Source organism: Thiohalocapsa marina (genome assembly GCF_008632335.1).
Taxonomy (GTDB): Bacteria; Pseudomonadota; Gammaproteobacteria; order Chromatiales; family Chromatiaceae; genus Thiohalocapsa; species Thiohalocapsa marina.
Genome location: NZ_VWXX01000052.1, coordinates 1 through 15,916, shown reverse-complemented (window position 1 = coordinate 15,916; position 15,916 = coordinate 1). Strand labels below are relative to the sequence as shown.

Sequence of the window (15,916 nt, the reverse complement as noted above, 5' to 3'; positions counted from 1 at the left end):
CATCCGCCACAGGCCACAACGGCGGATGCGCTTCGCTTATCCGCCCTACAGTGTTCACCTTGTTTTGGGCGCGTTCCTAAGGAAATGCTGATTTATTCGGCATTTCCCGTGCAGGGCAGGAGGCCCCGCCATTTTTAGCGGCGCAAGCCGCTGAAAATGAAGCGATTCGGAAACCGCGTTTTCGAATCGCGTGCTGATTTTTGGCCAGGAGGCCAATAAATCAGCGTCTCCCTAAGTGTCGATGAGCGAGACGGCATTGATTGCCACGGCGGTGGCTGTGCTGGTGCTGGCCATCGCGGTGCCGGCCCTGTGCTATGGGGCTGTGCGCCTGCCCTACCGTAGCAAGGCCGACAGGCGCGACGCCGACGACTGATCGGGTAGCGTCCAGGCGGTCGGGTCGCCGTCGAGCAGGGCCAGCACCGCCTGGGTGGCGCTGGCGATAATGGACGCTGTCAGATCACCGGTCTCGTCTGCCTCGGGCTGCTGGCAGACGATCTCGCACAGCAGATCGGTCGGTGACTCGAAGTCGCAGTGGCCGGCGCCCGGAACCCGATGGAGACGGGCGTTGCGGCTGGCGGCAAACACGGCACGGCCGTTGTCCCAGGCGTTGCAGTTGGTCGGCTCACCGGCCAGGCCCAGCAGCGGGCGGTTCAGCCCCTCGGCGGCGGCCATACCGAGCCCGTTTGCGTCCACCAGGTCCAGGGTCAGCACGCCGACTGCCCGAGGATCATTGCGGGCGGCCATCAGCGCCGCCAGGCCACCGGCGGAGAAACCTGCATAGACGATGCGCCTTTCCGCCAGGGGGTCGGCCCGCGATCCGGACAGCGATCGAGCCAGTGCTTGCAGGTCGCGGGCGTTCTCCACGTGCCCGCCATCCCAGGGCCGCATGTTGCACAGATCCATGGTCACCACCGGAGCGCCGGCCGCGGCGATGGCGCTGGCCAGATCGTGCATGCGCGCCTGGTTCCGCAGGAAACCGTGAGCCAGGATGACCAGTTCGTCCGGCTCGGACGCCCGCGATCGGCGGCTAGCCGATGCGGCGTGAAACAGGCGGTAGTCGATGAGGCAGCCGGTGGACGACGGCAAGGTTCCCGCCGTCATGACCACCCCGTCCGGCAACATCGGCCCCGGCGACTCGCCAGCCTCCGAGTGCAGCAGGCCACTGCAGCCACCCGCCACCAGCGTCAGCAGCAGGACCAGCAGAATCAGCAACAGGATCTGCGGCCGGCGAAAGGGGTTGCCTGGTTTCGGGCAAACAGGCTTGGGGCAATCAGGCTTGGGACTGGCAGGCGTGTCGCTCAGGGCAGGCTCCGTGAGGCTGTGGGGTGACGCTACAATCTCAATGAATGTGGGTCGTACGCAAACATTTCCACGGCACCCGGATGTACGCGTTGCCGATGTCCGATCGCATCCGGATGGTCATGGTAGGCTTGCGCCATGACCAGCCAACGTACCAATCAGAGCACCGGCCAAAGCACGGGCCAGCGCCGATCACGACCTCCGCCTTCCGCCTGCGAGGTGCCGGTGCGCATTCGGCGGGCGCAGGCGGCGGCGAACCCGGTGCAGAGCCTGGATGCGCTGTTGCACAGGTTGCACAGGCTGCGCGGTGAATCCGGACCACCGACAACCGCGCTGGCGGACCTGCTACCGACCTCGGCCATGCTGGGGCTGGATGCCGCTGCCGAGTTGCTGGCCGACATCATCGACGCGGCGGGCCGCATCACGGTGGTGGGCGACTTCGATGCCGACGGCGCCACCGGCAGCGCCGTCGCCATCCTGGGTCTGCGGGCCCTGGGGGCGACGACGGTCACACACCTGACACCCAGCCGGTTCGAGCACGGCTACGGCCTGAGTCCCGCCGTGGTGGATGCGGCCTCCGCCGCCAGGCCGGACCTGCTGCTGACGGTGGACAACGGCATCGCCAGCCTGGCGGGGGTGGAGCGGGCGCGGGCCCTGGGCGTGCCGGTGCTGATCACGGATCACCATCTTCCCGGGGCGGAACTGCCCGCCGCGGCGGCCATCGTCAATCCCAACCAGCCCGGCTGCCCGTTCCCCAGCAAGCATCTGGCCGGCGTCGGCGTGATGTTCTACCTGCTGGTCGCCACCCGCTCCGTGCTGCGGCGGCGCGGACGCTTCGGCAATGGGCGGGCGGAGCCGAACCTGGCGGAACTGCTGGACCTGGTGGCCCTGGGCACCGTGGCGGACGTGGTGACCCTGGACGGCAACAACCGCATCCTGGTGGAGCAGGGCTTGCGCCGCATCCGTGCCGGCCGTTGCCGGCCGGGGCTGCGGGCCCTGCTCGAGATCGCCGGCCGCCGCGTGGAGCAGGTCACCGCCCGGGATCTCGGTTTTGCCGCCGGCCCAAGGCTGAATGCTGCCGGCCGGCTGGACGACATGGGCCTGGGGGTGGAGTGTCTGATCAGCGACGATCCGGTCCGCTCCATGCTGCTGGCGCGGCAACTGCACGCGCTGAACGGCGAGCGGCGGGAGATCGAGGCGGCCATGCGCGAGCAGGCGGAGTCCATCGTCGAGGCCCTGGCCGCCGCGCGCGACCCCTTGCCCGCCGGACTCTGCCTGTACGGCGAGGACTGGCACCAGGGCGTGATCGGCATCGTCGCGGCGCGCCTGCGCGAACACTGGCATCGGCCGGTGATCATCTTCGCCCGGGCCGGCGACGGCGACTTGCGGGGCTCGGCCCGTTCGGTTGACGGGCTGCACATGCGCGATTGCATCGACGCCGTAGACAAGCGACATCCCGGTCTCATCCGGCGCTTCGGCGGCCATGCCATGGCCGCGGGGCTTAGCCTGCGGCCCGAGGCGCTGGATGCCTTTCGCGCGGCCTTCGCGGAACAGGTGCGGCAGGAACTGGGCGAGGCCCCGGCCGAGCGCGAACTGCGCTCCGATGGGCTGCTGCCGGGTGCGTTGCAGACCCTGCGCACCGCCGAGGCCCTGCGCGTGGCCGGCCCCTGGGGCAAGGGCTACAGCGAGCCGCTGTTCGACGGCGTGTTCGAGGTCTCCGATGTGCGCGTGGCCGCGGAGCGTCATCTCAAGCTGCGGGTCTGCGCGGCGGACGGCCAGCCGCTGGATGCCATCGGCTTCAACCTGGCCGCGCGGCGGGGCGTCGTGGACAAGCGGATGCATCTGGCCTATCGACTGGACGTCAACGACTATCGCGGCCTGCGTTTGCCGCAGTTGGTGATCGAACACCTGCAGCCGCCATCGGACGACTGACCCCGCGCCTCTGCCCCAGGCGCGGTTTGAGCTGCGTGCGGGGCTCTTTGTCCGGGATCAAATAACCGGCAGATTTTCATGGGACCTGCCGCCCCTGCCGGGGCTGCCTGCCCGCCGGCCACAATCATTGGGGTCGCATGCAAGCGGGGAGAACTGACATGAATACAAGGATGACCGAAGGGGTCGGCTTCGCTGCCTGCCACTACTCTGTCCCCGTAGAATCCGTCATCGGCCCGCGATCGACGGGAGACGCCCCGTCTTCGCCCCTTCCAAGTCACCCTCGACTCGGGTGAAATAGGCGCGAGATATAGCCAACGATCATCAGTTTTCGGTGACAGCTTGAGCGGGTTGGGTGTCGGCGCTCTGGGGTCTCGACAGCAGGGAGGCTGTCGTGAAGCCTACAGGGATGTATTCACGGCGTCCCCAGACCGCCGATACCCAACCCGCGAAAACCGAAACCGCGTTTGCAACAGGTATAAACGAGCGAGGAGCCCGACATCATGAACGATTCGACTAAGTGGCTGTTTGCCTTCGAAGAAGGCGACGGCAAGGACAAGAAACTGCTGGGCGGCAAGGGCGCCAACCTGTGCGAGATGACCCAGATCGGCCTCAATGTGCCGCCCGGATTCGTCATCTCCACCGAGGCCTGCCTGGCCTATCTGGATACCGCCGACCGCAGCCTGCCGGACGGTGTCATGGAGCAGGTGCGCGAGCAGATGGCGGCACTGGAGCAGAAGACCGGCAAGGGCTTCGGCGACCCGGAAAGGCCGCTGCTGGTATCGGTGCGCTCCGGCTCGGCCATGTCCATGCCGGGCATGATGGACACCATCCTCAACCTGGGCCTCAACACCGAGACCCTGCAGGGCGAGATCCGCGCCACCGGTGACGCACGCTTCGGATACGACGCCTATCGGCGCTTCATCCAGCTGTTCGGCAAGGTCGCTCTGGGCGTGCCCGACGAGCTGTTCGACAAGGAGTTCGAGGCGGTCAAGCATGCGGCCGAGGTCAAGCAGGACGTGGACCTGTCCGCTGCGGACCTGAAGGAGATCAGCACTCGCTTCCTGAAGGTGGTTGAGGAATACACCGGCAAGCCCTTCCCCGAAGACCCGATGACCCAGCTCGAGATCGCCGTCAAGGCGGTGTTCAACAGCTGGATGGGCAAGCGGGCGGTGGACTATCGGCGCCAGTTCAACATCACGCCGGACATGGCCAACGGCACCGCGGTGAACGTGGTGACCATGGTGTTCGGCAATCGCGGCGACGACTCCGCCACCGGTGTCGGCTTTACCCGCAACCCCGGCGACGGCGAGAACAAGCTGTTCGGCGAGTACCTGATCAACGCCCAGGGCGAGGACGTGGTCGCCGGCATCCGCACGCCGAAGCCCCTGGACCGGCTCAAGGTGGAGATGCCGCAGATGGCCGAGGAACTGGCCGAACTGCGCAGCAAGCTCGAGGCGCACTACTGCGAGGTGCAGGACTTCGAGTTCACCATCGAGCGCGGCGTGCTCTACTGCCTGCAGACCCGCAACGGCAAGATGAACGCCCAGGCCATGGTGCGCACCTCGGTGGAGATGGAGAAGGAAGGCCTGATCAGCAAGGAGCGCGCGCTGCTGCGCATCGACCCCATGAGCCTGGAGCAGATGCTGTTCCCCCGACTGGACCCGGGTGCCAAGGCCGAGGCGGTGGCCCAGGGCCTGCCGGCGTCGCCGGGGGCGGCCTCCGGCGTGGCGGTGTTCGACGCCGACCGTGCCGAGCAACTCGGCCGGGACCTGGGGCAAAAGGTGATCCTGGTGCGCGAGGAGACCAAGCCCGAGGACATCCACGGCTTCTTCGCCTCCCAGGGCATCCTCACCTCCCGCGGCGGCAAGACCTCCCACGCGGCCGTGGTGGCCCGCGGCATGGGCAAGCCCTGCGTCGCCGGTGCCGAGGGCATCAGCGTCGACGTGAGCCGGCGCGAGGCGCTGGTGGGCGACACCAGCTTCAAGGAAGGCGACACCATCACCATCGACGGCACCTCCGGCCGCGTCTATCTGGGGGCCATCCCCACGGTCGAGCCGGATTTCACGCCGGAGCTGTCGACCCTGCTGGCCTGGGCGGACGAGATCGCGCGGCTGAAGGTGCTGGCCAATGCCGACACGCCGGATGATGCCCGCAGCGCGCGCAAGTACGGCGCCGTCGGCATCGGGCTGGCGCGCACCGAGCGCATGTTCAACGCCGTCGACCGGCTGCCGGTGGTGATCGAGATGATCGTCGCCGAGACACCGGAGCAGCGCCAGGCGGCCCTGGACGCGCTGCTGCCACTGCAACGCAAGGACTTCCGCGAGCTGTTCGAGGTGATGGCGCCGCATCCGGTGACCATCCGGCTGCTGGATCCGCCGATCCACGAGTTCCTGCCCGACGAGCACCAGCTGGAGCAGGACATCGGCGATCTGCAGGCACTGGCCCGGTCCACCCGCGGCATGACCGCGCTGGCGGGGGCCATGGGGCTGCTGCATACCCCCGACGAGACCCGTCGCGATCTGGACGTGCTGCGTCGGCAGGTTGACGCCATCCTGGTGGAAGAGGCCATCGTGAAGAAGGAGGCCATGCTGAAGAAGGTGCGTGCCCTGCACGAGACCAACCCGATGCTCGGTCATCGCGGGGTGCGCCTCGGCATCTCCTTCCCGGAGATCTACCAGATGCAGATCCGCGCCATCCTCGAGGCCGCGGCCGAGTGTGCCAAGGCCGGCATCGAGGTGCAGCCGCAGATCAAGGTGCCGCAGGTCTGCACCGTGGAGGAACTCAAGCGCGTCAAGACCTACGTGGACGACATCCATGCCCAGGTGCAGGCGCAGTACGGCCACCCGGTGAACTACAAGTTCGGCACCATGGTGGAAGTGGTCCGCGCCTGCATGCGCGCGGAGTCGCTGGCCGAGGAGGCGGAGTTCTTCTCCTTCGGCACCAATGATCTGACCCAGGCCACGTTCTCGTTCTCCCGCGAGGATGCCGAGAACAAGTTCCTGCCGCTGTACAACCAGTCGCACATCCTGCAGGACAACCCGTTCGAGGTGCTGGACGTGAAGGGCGTGGGCAAGCTGATGCAGCTGGCCGTGGAGTGGGGCAGGGCAATGCGTCCCGACCTGCACGTCGGCATCTGTGGCGAGCACGGCGGACACCCGGCGTCGATCGACTTCTGCGACGGGGCCGGTCTGGACTATGTGAGCTGCTCAGGTCCGCGCGTGCCCGTGGCAAGGCTGGCTGCCGCTCATGCGGCGCTGAAGCGCCGCGGCTGAGCTGTCTCTGACCGGGCGCTGAAAGGGGGCCGGCTCCGCCGGTCAGGACAGATCCACCGCGTGTCGCTTGAGGTCGTCAAGATTGCAGACCTCAAGCGCACGCGCGTGGGTGGCGCGCAGCAGTACGCGGGGCGCGCAACCGGCCTCGAATGCCTCCTGCCAGCGTGCCGCGCACAGGCACCAGCCGTCGCCGGGCTTGAGCCCCGGAAAGTCGAAGTCAGGGTTCGGCGTGATCAGGTCGTTGCCGCGCGATCGCGAGAACTCAAGGAATTCTGCCGTCACTCGCGCGCAGACGGTATGCGAGCCCAGATCCTCCGGGCCGGTCTCGCAGGCGCCGTTGCGCATGAAGCCGGTCCGCGGCGACAGAGAGCAGGTCTCAAGCGGTTCTCCAAGCACGTTTCTTGCGGTGGACATGGCTACTCCGGTCACTTGGTGATTAGGGTGACGATGACGGTGTCAATGCATGAATTGCACAAGGCTTACTGCCCTCGCGGCAAATGTTGCGGCGCTTCTGTGGCATTAAAGGCCGGGCGCCAGCAATGGGGTATTGGTGCCGCACGGCAAGCGGATCGGTAATGTCCGCCCGCCTTTGAGGCGCTATACTTTCCGCATCGATCCAAGGGCAGCCATGTCTACAGCCGTGGCACGCGATGCCCAGACAGAGAGGATGCAGTGATGACCTGGAATGAACCCCTGTTACAGGGCACCAAGCGCTGTCCGCGTTGTGGCGCCGCGTTCGAGTGCAAGGTGGACGATCTGCGCAATTGCGACTGTGTTGCAGTCAAGGTCTCGCTGCCGGTGCTGAAGCATCTGCAGCACGAGTACGAGGACTGTCTCTGTCCCGCCTGTCTGCGTGAGCTCGCGCAGGAGCAGGAAACCAACACCACCTGAGCGGCACGGAGAACCGTGCAGTCGATCGCTGTCTGCGTCTGCGTTCTGGCCCTTTTGACCGGCGGCATGTTGACGCTGTTCGGGGTGGCGGTCGTGTCGCCGGCCGAGGTGCCGGTCCCTGCATCGGCCCTGGCGCCTGTTCAGGCAACCGTCCAGGTGCCTGTCCAAGTGCCCGTCCAGGCACCAGCCCGGGCACCGGCAATCCGCTTCAGCTCCAGCCTCTGGGGCATCCGCATCCTTCAGGACCAGGCCAAGGCCTGGGCGAGCGCGCACGGCTATGTGCCCTTCGTCGAGAACCTGACCGACACCAACTTGGTATGAATTGCACAAGAGGGCCTGATTAGCGGTTTCTCTGCTCGAGGATGCCGCGACTCTTCAATCTGTAGACCATCTGCGGGCGGGTCATGCCAAGCAGGCGCGCTGCGGCCGCGACGTTACCATCGGCGCAGTCCAGGGCCTTTTTCAGCAGCACCGTCTCGATCTCATCGAAGGAGATCCGGTCCTTGCTGTCGTGCGTGCCGCGCAACAGGTTGTTGATGCAGCGGAATGCCCGCTCACCTTCATGGTCTGGCAGCTGGTCCTCGAGCAGTTGCGACGGATCGCGTGGCTCGAACTGACCGGCGGGGCCGATGGCATACTGGGGTGTGTCGAATTTCTCACCGCTGGTAAAGAGTTGTGCCGCGTCGATGGCCGAGTTATCGGAGGCCAGAATGACGCCGCGCTCGATGACGTTTTCCAGCTCACGGACATTGCCGGGCCAGTCGTACGCCATGATGGCGTCGATGGCACGCTGCGTGAATCCGGTCAGGTGACGGTTGTGCACCCGGTTGAACTTGCGCAGGAAGCGCGCAACCAGCAACGGCACATCATCGCGCCGTTCGCGCAGTGGCGGTACCCGTATCGGAAAGACATTGAGCCGAAAGAACAGATCTTCCCGGAACCGGCCTGCGAGCACCTCTTCACGCAAGTCGACATTGGTGGCGGCGATCAGGCGCACGTCGACACTGCGGGACTGGGTGTCGCCGAGCCGCTCGATCTCGCCCTCCTGCAGCGCACGTAACAGGTTGCCTTGCGCCCCCGGCGACAGGGTGCCGATCTCGTCGAGAAACAGCGTGCCACCGTCGGCACGCTCGAATCGGCCGGCGCGGTTCTGGGTTGCCCCGGTATAAGCACCGCGCACGCACCCGAACAGCTCGGATTCGATCAGCTGCTCCGGGATCGCGGCACAGTTCACCGCAACGAATGGCTTATCGCTGCGGCTGCTCATGCGATGCAGTGCCTGGGCGAAGACCTCCTTGCCGACGCCGCTCTCGCCCAGGAACAGGACGGTCGCGTTGGTGGGCGCGGCTTTACGCACCATGTGCATCACCGACTGAAAGCCCGGCGAGAGGCCGACCGGACTGTCGTCGTCGGCGGGCTCCTGCTCGGGTGGCGCAACGGAGACGACGGCCGGTTCCGTCATCCCCGGTGCATGCCGGCGTTGTTCCGTCGGCATCAGGAAGGCCATGTCGCGTGCGCCTTCTTCGCCCCATTCCTCTACGGGCTTGCCGATGATGCGGCAGGCAGGTTGGCTCATGGCCATGCACTCCACCTCCCGGTAGAGGATCGGCTTGCCCATGAACTCGCTGGAGTAGCCGGATGCGTAGCCGATCTGCATCCAGCAGGAGGGTTGATCGCCGATGGGGAAAAAGCGCAGATGTTCTTCGTCCTCCAGCGGGTGTGTCCATATGAACTCGCCGTAGTGTGTTCCCTTCTCGATGTCGAACTCGAGCCGAACCGGCTGGGATAGGCCGATTCCCTCCAGGCAGTGCATTTGTGGCCCGACCGCGAACATCTCTTCAAGGGTTGCGCTGGAGCGGATCGCGCGGGCCATCCGAGCATCCAGCATGCCGGCCTGGTATCCCATTCGTGTGAAAAGACCGCGCGCAACGTCCTCCCCGAAGAGTTCAATGATCTCCCGTCGAAGCGTGCCAAAGGCCGCCGCATGCAACAGCATCATTCGTTGCTCGCCCAGCATGATGCGCCCGTCCGCTGTGGAGAACCGCAACTGCCCCAGCAGGTCGGTCAGTTCCGGGAAACGGAGCTCATCGATTTCGGCACGATCCCGCGACAGCACAGGCACCTTGTCTCCGCCCATAATCCTCGTCCTCCACGCTTGGTCGTTCTGTTGTCCTGTCGTTGCAGGCCTGTTCATCCGATTCTACGGTCGGTAAAACCCGGGGGGAAGGGATCGCCGAGGCCCGCCTCCGGGCTTCCTCGGCGGTTGCATCCTGTATCTCTCCTGTAACCGTTCGTCTCAATGGTGATCATTTGGTTCATCGTCGGGGAGGTCAGGACCGACCCTGTAGAGCATTTCATCGATCAGGCAGGCGTTGCCTGGAGCCTGTGCTCCAGGCTGAAAGAAACCTAATTCTCTGTTTTTTAGTTAATAATATCGTTATTTTTCTCTTCTTCGGACAGGTGGCACGCGGTTTGCTTTATCCTCTACGGCAACGGTCACAGAGCCGTTCGACGTCAAGGTAAGGCGCAGATCGGTCGCAGAACCGACGAAGCTTAACAAGATAAGAGGAGCGATCATCGATGAAAAACACCGACACACAGGGTCCGCCCTAACCGGACCGGCTCGCCAGCTCTGGTGTAGCCATATCTTACGTTGTTATCAGTGGTACACGCCAGCGGTATGCCGCCGGCAGTGGGGCGTCTTATTGCCTGGAGCAAGCCCCCTATGTTTTCAACTCTCCAATCACAGCCCGAGGTGATTCGCATGGGACAGTATCAGCAACCCTCAAAGTACGACTCCGCCAAGCTTGCAGCCACACTGCAGGACGATCCGCAGGCCCAGCAGTTCCGCCTCGATCGCAGTGTCTTCACCGATGAAGAGCTGTTCGAGCTGGAAATGAAGTACATCTTCGAGGGCAACTGGATTTATCTGGCGCACGAAAGTCAGATCCCGAACGTCAACGATTACCTCACCTTGCACATCGGCCGCCAGCCTGTCGTGATTACACGAAGCAAGGATGGCGAGTTGAATGCGTTGATGAATACCTGCACCCATCGAGGTGCCACGCTCTGCCGTCACAAGCGCGGAAACAAGTCGACGTTCACTTGCCCGTTTCACGGATGGACCTTCAACAACAAGGGCAAGCTGCTGAAGGTAAAGGATCAGTCCGAAGACGCTGGTTATCCGGAGACCTTCAACTGCAAGGGCAGCCACAACCTGGTCAAGATTGGCGCTTTCGACAACTATCGCGGATTCCTGTTCGGCAGCATCAACCCGGACGTGGTGCCCCTGACGGAGTACCTCGGTGAAACCACCAAGATCATCGACATGATCGTGGATCAGGCGCCAGAAGGTGTCGAGGTATTGCGCGGTGCCTCCACCTATTACTTCGACGGCAACTGGAAGGTGCAGGCAGAGAATGGTGCCGACGGCTACCACGTGACCGCCACCCATTGGAACTACGCGGCCACCATCCATCACCGCCGCTCAGGCGGTAATGACACCATCAAGGCCATGGACGCGGGCGCCTGGGCAAAGAAGGGCGGCGGGTCTTACGGTTTCAAGAATGGCCACATGCTGCTGTGGACCAACTGGGACAACCCCGAGGATCGTCCCAACTGGAGCAACCGCGAGGAGTGGGCAGAGAAGTTCGGCAAGGAAATGGCGGACTGGATGGTGACGCGTTCGCGCAATCTCTGCCTGTACCCGAACGTCTATCTGATGGACCAGTTCAGTTCCCAGATCCGTGTGTACCGGCCGATCTCGGTGAACAAGACCGAGGTCACGATCTACTGCATGGCGCCGGTGGGCGAGTCCCCCGAAGCGCGCGCGCGGCGGTTGCGGCAGTACGAGGACTTTTTCAACGCAACGGGCATGGCCACGCCCGACGACCTGGAGGAGTTCCGCGCCTGTCAGGAAGGGTTTGCCGCCCGCGCGGTGCAGTGGAACGAGATGAATCGGGGTGCGACCCACTGGATCAAGGGACCGGACGAAACCGCAGACCTTATTGGTCTGAAGCCGGAATTGAGTTGTCCGAGGACTGAAGACGAGGGCCTGTACGTGATCCAGCACGAGGCCTGGTTGGAACGTATGCAAAAGGCGCTGGAAGCCGAGAAGGAGATGGGAGGTAAATGATGTTGACCTACGAAGCCGTTCAGCAGTTTCTGTTTCAGGAGGCACGCGCCCAGGCCGAAAGACGGTGGGACGACTGGCTGCAATTCTACGCAGCAGACGTCGAGTACCACATGCCATCCTGGGATGATGACGACAAGCCGACCAGCGATCCGAAAACGGAGGTCTCGCTGATCTATTACGCAAACCGTCAGGGACTGGAAGACAGGGTCTTCCGCATCGAGACGGACCGTTCAAGTGCCACCATCCCGGATACCCGTTACAACCGTTCGATCACGAACGTCGAGATCCTGGAGCAGGGCGAACAGTCGATCGAAGTCTGTTTCAACTGGACCACGCATACCTATCGCTACCATCAGACCGATGTGTATTTCGGAGTCTCGCGATACTTGATCGATACCAGTGGTGATCGGCCCCTGATCAAGAAGAAGTACGTTCTGCTGAAGAACGACTACATCCATCACGTGCTTGATGTGTATCAGGTCTGACGGATCTAGCCAAATGTCCTACAAAGTTGCGTTGCAATTCGAGGACGGGGTCACACGCGTCATCTCCTGTGGCGAGAATGAGTTGATCTCCGACGCGGCTTACCGCGCCAAGATCAACATACCGCTCGATTGCCGGGATGGCGCATGTGGCACTTGCAAATGCCACTGCGAAAGCGGCAGTTACGAACAGGGGTTCTACATCGAGGACGCCCTGACCGAAGAGGAGGCGGAGAAAGGCTTCATGCTGACTTGTCAGACAAAACCAACGTCTGACTGTGTCATTCAGGTGCCTGCATCGTCCCACGCCTGCAAGACGCAGGCGGAAGCGCATGAAGGTTGCCTGAAGTCGATCTCCCGGGATTCCTCGAGCACTGTCGTTTTCTCGCTCGAAACGGAACAGCTAATCCAGTTCCTGCCCGGGCAGTACGTCAACATAAAGGTGCCCGGGTCCGATCAGACACGCTCGTACTCGTTCAGCTCTCCGCCCGGACAGACGGAACTCTCGTTTCTGATCCGGGATGTTCCCAAGGGCTTGATGAGCGAGTACATGCGTCATCGGGCCCAGGTCGGCGAACGTCTGAGCTTTGAGGGCCCCTACGGCACATTCTATCTGCGCCCCACCATCCGGCCGATCGTGATGCTGGCCGGTGGGACCGGGCTGGCGCCGTTCCTGTCGATGCTCCAATGGATCAGGGAGAACCGGACCGACCAGCCGATCCTGCTCGTGTATGGCGTCAATACCGAGGAAGACCTGGTAGAACTCGACACCCTGGAGGCCTTGAAGCGGGATATCTCGGAGTTCGACTACTTCACTGTGGTCGTCGACAAGGAGAGCAACCATCCGAAGACGGGCTATGTGACCGATCACCTGCAGGATGCCCACATCAACGGCGGCGAGGTCGACGTCTATCTGTGTGGTCCGCCGGCAATGGTGGAGGCCGTTCGTGTTTGGTTCAAAGAGCGTGATATCGAACCGCGTAATTTCCTGTTCGAGAAATTCACCTCAACCAACCAGACGGGTGACGCATGAGCAGGCCTGCGCGGTTCGACGGCAAGGTGGTTATCGTCACTGGTGCCGCCCAGGGTATCGGTCGTGGCGTTGCCGAGGCGATCGCGGCTGAGGGTGGCACCGTATTGGGAGTCGATCAGTCTCCTCTGGTCCATGACGTGGTGGAACAGATCACCGCGTCCGGAGGCGAGGCGCTGGCGTTCGAGGCGGACCTCGAGCGCTACGAAGGCGCTGAGTCGATGGCGCGTGAGGCGATGGACCGATTCGGACGGATTGATGTGCTCATCAACAATGTCGGCGGGACCATCTGGACCAAGCCGTTCGACCAGTACGGCATCGACGAGATCGAGAAGGAGATCCGGCGTTCCCTGTTCCCGACCCTGTGGTGTTGTCGTGCTGTGTTACCGGCGATGGTCGAGTGCCAGAAGGGCACCATCGTCAACGTCTCTTCCATCGCAACGCGCAGCATCTATCGCGTTCCCTATGCATCAGCCAAGGGCGGCGTGAATGCACTCACTGCATCCATCGCCATGGAGCAGGCGAAGAACGGGATCCGGATCAATGCAACGGCGCCGGGGGGCACCGAGGCCCCACCCCGCATGATCCCGCGAAAGACCGCAGAGTCCTCAGACCAGGAGAAGGCCTGGTACCAGGGCATCGTGGATCAGACGATCGACAGCAGTCTAATGCATCGCTACGGCACCATCGAGGAGCAGGTCGCACCGATCCTGTTCTTCGCGTCGGACGAATCGTCCTACATCACAGGGTCGGTCCTGCCTGTGGGCGGCGGTGACCTCGGCTGAACCGGGAGGTAGCAAAGTGACGGGTGCTCCATGTCCATGCGGGCAAACAAAAGCCATCGGCAATGGCCCGAGGGTACTGGGCCTTGACCAACTCGGTGCAGGCACAACGGAGCGTTACATCGCTCAGATCGCCGACACCGACGAAGTCTTTGACTGTTTCAACGGCGAAGATCTCTTGACAGCGATGCGCCGTTCACAGTGTCGCAGCATCCCGGTTGGCTGTTGTAACGGGGGCTGCGGTGCCTGCCGCATTCGCATCCTTTCGGGCAGCTATACGACGCGAAAGATGAGCCGAGGCGTGATAAGCGCGGACGAAGAGCGATCCCATTACGTGCTCGCATGCCGGACATATCCCCTTGCGGACATCAGCCTTGAGGTTGTTGGTCGCAAGTGGGAAATGGACGGCAACGGGCAGACAAAAGAGTGACCGACTGCAGGTCAGTGAGCGACAGAACACATTGAAGAGGAGATTGAAATGGCACTTACCGGTGTTTTGAGACCAGGACATATCGCGTTGCGCGTATTGGAGATGGGGCCCGCACTGAACCACTATGTCGATGTGCTCGGACTCATCGAGACGGCGCGTGATGATGACGGCAAGCGCGTTTTTCTGAAAGCCTGGGACGAGCATGATCATCACAGTGTCGTGCTGCGCGAGGCCGACGAGGCCGGCATGGATTATTTCGGCTGGAAGGTTGATTCAAACGCCACCCTGAAAAAGATGGCTGCGGACATCGAGGACTCCGGCCTTTGCGAAGACCTTCAATGGATTCCGAGTGGTGAGCATCCGGGTACGGGCGAGCGGTTCCGGTTCACCATTCCGACAGGTCATGTCATGGAGCTGTATGCGGAAAAAGTGATCCTGGGCAATGGCTGTGGAACCGACGGGCCAAACATCAACCCAGATCCCTGGCCGGAGGGTCTGAAGGGCATCGCGCCGTCCCGATTTGATCACGCGCTGCTCTATGGCGATGACCTGGACGGAACGGTCAAGCTGTTCACGGAAGTACTGGGTTTCAGTATCTCGGAGCGGGTTGTCACCAAAGACAATCCGGATTTCATGATCGGAACCTTCCTGACCTGTTCGAACAAGGCGCATGATGTTGCCTTCATTCGCCAACCGGTGAAGGGCAAGCTGCATCATGCCTCGTTCGAGCTCGGTTCCTGGGAAAAGGTCCTGCGGGCCGGCGACATCCTGTCGCGAAAGCGGGTAAAGATCGACATGGGGCCAACGCGCCACGGCATTACCCGTGGGGAAACCATCTACTTCTTTGACCCATCCGGAAACCGGAACGAAGTCTTCGGTGGCGGTTACATCTTCTATCCGGACAAGCCGGTGATCACCTGGTACGACGAAACCCTGGGGCCGGCGATCTTTTACCACGACCGGCAGCTGAACGACGCCTTTTTGTCGGTGTTTACCTGATGAAGATATCCACAAGTCAGGATGTCGTCCACTGGGAGGCTGCGACGACCGCTGTGCAGGGTGCAGCAAGCTGGGCAGAAGAGGCGGGCATCAAGGTCAACGTCGCGGTGGTCGACGTCGGTGGCAATCTTGCAGCCTTTCTGCGAATGCCAGGGGCCTTTCTTCACTCGATCGATATCGCAATCGACAAGGCTTACACAGCAGCGGGCTTCGGCCTGCCCACAGGTGAGTGGTCCGATGCGCTGAGCCAACACTCGGAAGCGGTTCGAAGAGGCATTCCCTTGCGGCCACGTATGGTCTGCTTCGGCGGTGGATTGCCGTTATGGCATGAAGGCCGACTGATTGGGGGGATCGGTGTCTCCGGCGGGACAGAAGAAGAAGACGAAGACTGCGCACGTGCTGGCCTCGCTGCCATCGATCTGGTCGGCTGAGCTTAGTCAGCATTCCCCGTGCGGGGCAGGAGGCCCCGCCATTTTTAGCGGCGGGCCTTGATCATCGCGTCGGCCGGTAGCCGGTAGCCGGTAGGGTAATGGAATGGTCCGCCCCGCTCCTCCAACGCGCCCAGAGCGGGCACAATGAGCGATGATCTTGAAGCATCGTCAACCGAGGTAGCGGAGCAGACCAATGACAGAGCGTAGCAAAGAACAGCCGATCACGTTCGTTG

General features: G+C 63.0%; 15 protein-coding genes. 12 read left to right on the top strand and 3 right to left on the bottom strand.

The features are described from left to right. The first annotated feature begins 241 nt into the window (after positions 1 to 241). Positions 242 to 373 (top strand): hypothetical protein, encoded by a 132-nt coding sequence (locus F2Q65_RS20265; RefSeq protein WP_281291068.1) that lies wholly within the window; start codon positions 242 to 244, stop codon positions 371 to 373. On the opposite strand, the gene F2Q65_RS18350 is transcribed toward F2Q65_RS20265, so the two are convergent. Then, positions 334 to 1,212, bottom strand: a complete 879-nt coding sequence (locus tag F2Q65_RS18350) for an alpha/beta hydrolase (RefSeq protein ID WP_211354097.1) — start codon at positions 1,210 to 1,212, stop codon at positions 334 to 336. The two genes, F2Q65_RS20265 and F2Q65_RS18350, sit on opposite strands and share 40 nt — an antisense overlap. Before the next feature lie 225 nt (positions 1,213 to 1,437). Here F2Q65_RS18350 and recJ point away from each other — a divergent pair, with 225 nt between their 5' ends. Then, a complete protein-coding gene (gene recJ, locus F2Q65_RS18345; RefSeq protein ID WP_150094855.1) occupies positions 1,438 to 3,231 on the top strand; it encodes a single-stranded-DNA-specific exonuclease RecJ in 1,794 nt (597 codons plus the stop codon). Between the two features lie 500 nt (positions 3,232 to 3,731). Further along, on the top strand, positions 3,732 to 6,503 hold the full coding sequence (gene ppdK / locus F2Q65_RS18340) for a pyruvate, phosphate dikinase (protein ID WP_150094854.1): 2,772 nt from the start codon (positions 3,732 to 3,734) through the stop codon (positions 6,501 to 6,503). A 42-nt stretch (positions 6,504 to 6,545) separates the two neighbouring features. Here the strand turns inward: ppdK and F2Q65_RS18335 are convergent, their stop codons facing one another. Continuing rightward, the gene (locus F2Q65_RS18335; protein WP_150094853.1) at positions 6,546 to 6,917 is read right to left on the bottom strand and encodes a DUF2237 family protein; all 372 of its coding nucleotides are present in this window, start codon (positions 6,915 to 6,917) and stop codon (positions 6,546 to 6,548) included. A 261-nt stretch (positions 6,918 to 7,178) separates the two neighbouring features. Here F2Q65_RS18335 and F2Q65_RS18330 point away from each other — a divergent pair, with 261 nt between their 5' ends. Continuing rightward, positions 7,179 to 7,394 carry a cysteine-rich CWC family protein gene (locus F2Q65_RS18330; RefSeq protein ID WP_150094852.1) on the top strand — a complete coding sequence of 72 codons (216 nt, stop codon included), beginning with the start codon at positions 7,179 to 7,181 and terminating at the stop codon, positions 7,392 to 7,394. A gap of 15 nt (positions 7,395 to 7,409) precedes the next feature. Then, a complete protein-coding gene (locus F2Q65_RS18325) occupies positions 7,410 to 7,715 on the top strand; it encodes a hypothetical protein (protein WP_150094851.1) in 306 nt (101 codons plus the stop codon). Between the two features lie 19 nt (positions 7,716 to 7,734). On the opposite strand, the gene F2Q65_RS18320 is transcribed toward F2Q65_RS18325, so the two are convergent. Beyond that, a complete protein-coding gene (locus F2Q65_RS18320; protein WP_150094850.1) occupies positions 7,735 to 9,531 on the bottom strand; it encodes a sigma-54-dependent Fis family transcriptional regulator in 1,797 nt (598 codons plus the stop codon). A gap of 627 nt (positions 9,532 to 10,158) precedes the next feature. Here F2Q65_RS18320 and benA point away from each other — a divergent pair. The 7 genes from benA to F2Q65_RS18285 are packed head-to-tail and all read left to right on the top strand — an operon-like array spanning position 10,159 to position 15,683. Beyond that, positions 10,159 to 11,529, top strand: coding sequence for a benzoate 1,2-dioxygenase large subunit (gene benA, locus F2Q65_RS18315; RefSeq protein ID WP_150094849.1), 1,371 nt, complete (start codon positions 10,159 to 10,161; stop codon positions 11,527 to 11,529). Continuing rightward, entirely contained in the window at positions 11,526 to 12,014 is a 489-nt protein-coding gene (gene benB / locus F2Q65_RS18310; protein ID WP_150094848.1) for a benzoate 1,2-dioxygenase small subunit, read from the top strand. Before benA ends, benB begins: the two co-directional genes overlap by 4 nt. A gap of 13 nt (positions 12,015 to 12,027) precedes the next feature. Next, positions 12,028 to 13,044 carry a benzoate 1,2-dioxygenase electron transfer component BenC gene (gene benC / locus F2Q65_RS18305; protein ID WP_150094847.1) on the top strand — a complete coding sequence of 339 codons (1,017 nt, stop codon included), beginning with the start codon at positions 12,028 to 12,030 and terminating at the stop codon, positions 13,042 to 13,044. Further along, positions 13,041 to 13,826 (top strand): 1,6-dihydroxycyclohexa-2,4-diene-1-carboxylate dehydrogenase, encoded by a 786-nt coding sequence (locus tag F2Q65_RS18300; RefSeq protein ID WP_150094846.1) that lies wholly within the window; start codon positions 13,041 to 13,043, stop codon positions 13,824 to 13,826. The genes benC and F2Q65_RS18300 overlap by 4 nt, the downstream gene beginning before the upstream one ends. After that, complete coding sequence (locus F2Q65_RS20260) at positions 13,813 to 14,253, top strand: 2Fe-2S iron-sulfur cluster-binding protein (RefSeq protein WP_342782271.1); 441 nt, start codon at positions 13,813 to 13,815, stop codon at positions 14,251 to 14,253. The genes F2Q65_RS18300 and F2Q65_RS20260 overlap by 14 nt, the downstream gene beginning before the upstream one ends. Positions 14,254 to 14,301: 48 nt before the next feature. Next, positions 14,302 to 15,252, top strand: a complete 951-nt coding sequence (locus tag F2Q65_RS18290) for a catechol 2,3-dioxygenase (RefSeq protein ID WP_150094845.1) — start codon at positions 14,302 to 14,304, stop codon at positions 15,250 to 15,252. Further along, a complete protein-coding gene (locus tag F2Q65_RS18285; protein ID WP_150094844.1) occupies positions 15,252 to 15,683 on the top strand; it encodes a GlcG/HbpS family heme-binding protein in 432 nt (143 codons plus the stop codon). The genes F2Q65_RS18290 and F2Q65_RS18285 overlap by 1 nt, the downstream gene beginning before the upstream one ends. Positions 15,684 to 15,916 lie beyond the last annotated feature (233 nt).

Bases quoted from the DNA above. Each gene is read 5' to 3' on its own strand.
- ppdK (WP_150094854.1), top strand. From the start codon at position 3,732: ATGAACGATTCGACTAAGTGGCTGTTTGCCTTCGAAGAAGGCGACGGC.
- F2Q65_RS20265 (WP_281291068.1), top strand. From the start codon at position 242: ATGAGCGAGACGGCATTGATTGCCACGGCGGTGGCTGTGCTGGTGCTG.
- benB (WP_150094848.1), top strand. From the start codon at position 11,526: ATGATGTTGACCTACGAAGCCGTTCAGCAGTTTCTGTTTCAGGAGGCA.
- F2Q65_RS18320 (WP_150094850.1), bottom strand. From the start codon at position 9,531: ATGGGCGGAGACAAGGTGCCTGTGCTGTCGCGGGATCGTGCCGAAATC.
- F2Q65_RS18285 (WP_150094844.1), top strand. From the start codon at position 15,252: ATGAAGATATCCACAAGTCAGGATGTCGTCCACTGGGAGGCTGCGACG.
- recJ (WP_150094855.1), top strand. From the start codon at position 1,438: ATGACCAGCCAACGTACCAATCAGAGCACCGGCCAAAGCACGGGCCAG.
- F2Q65_RS18335 (WP_150094853.1), bottom strand. From the start codon at position 6,917: ATGTCCACCGCAAGAAACGTGCTTGGAGAACCGCTTGAGACCTGCTCT.
- benC (WP_150094847.1), top strand. From the start codon at position 12,028: ATGTCCTACAAAGTTGCGTTGCAATTCGAGGACGGGGTCACACGCGTC.
- F2Q65_RS18330 (WP_150094852.1), top strand. From the start codon at position 7,179: ATGACCTGGAATGAACCCCTGTTACAGGGCACCAAGCGCTGTCCGCGT.
- F2Q65_RS18290 (WP_150094845.1), top strand. From the start codon at position 14,302: ATGGCACTTACCGGTGTTTTGAGACCAGGACATATCGCGTTGCGCGTA.
- benA (WP_150094849.1), top strand. From the start codon at position 10,159: ATGGGACAGTATCAGCAACCCTCAAAGTACGACTCCGCCAAGCTTGCA.
- F2Q65_RS18300 (WP_150094846.1), top strand. From the start codon at position 13,041: ATGAGCAGGCCTGCGCGGTTCGACGGCAAGGTGGTTATCGTCACTGGT.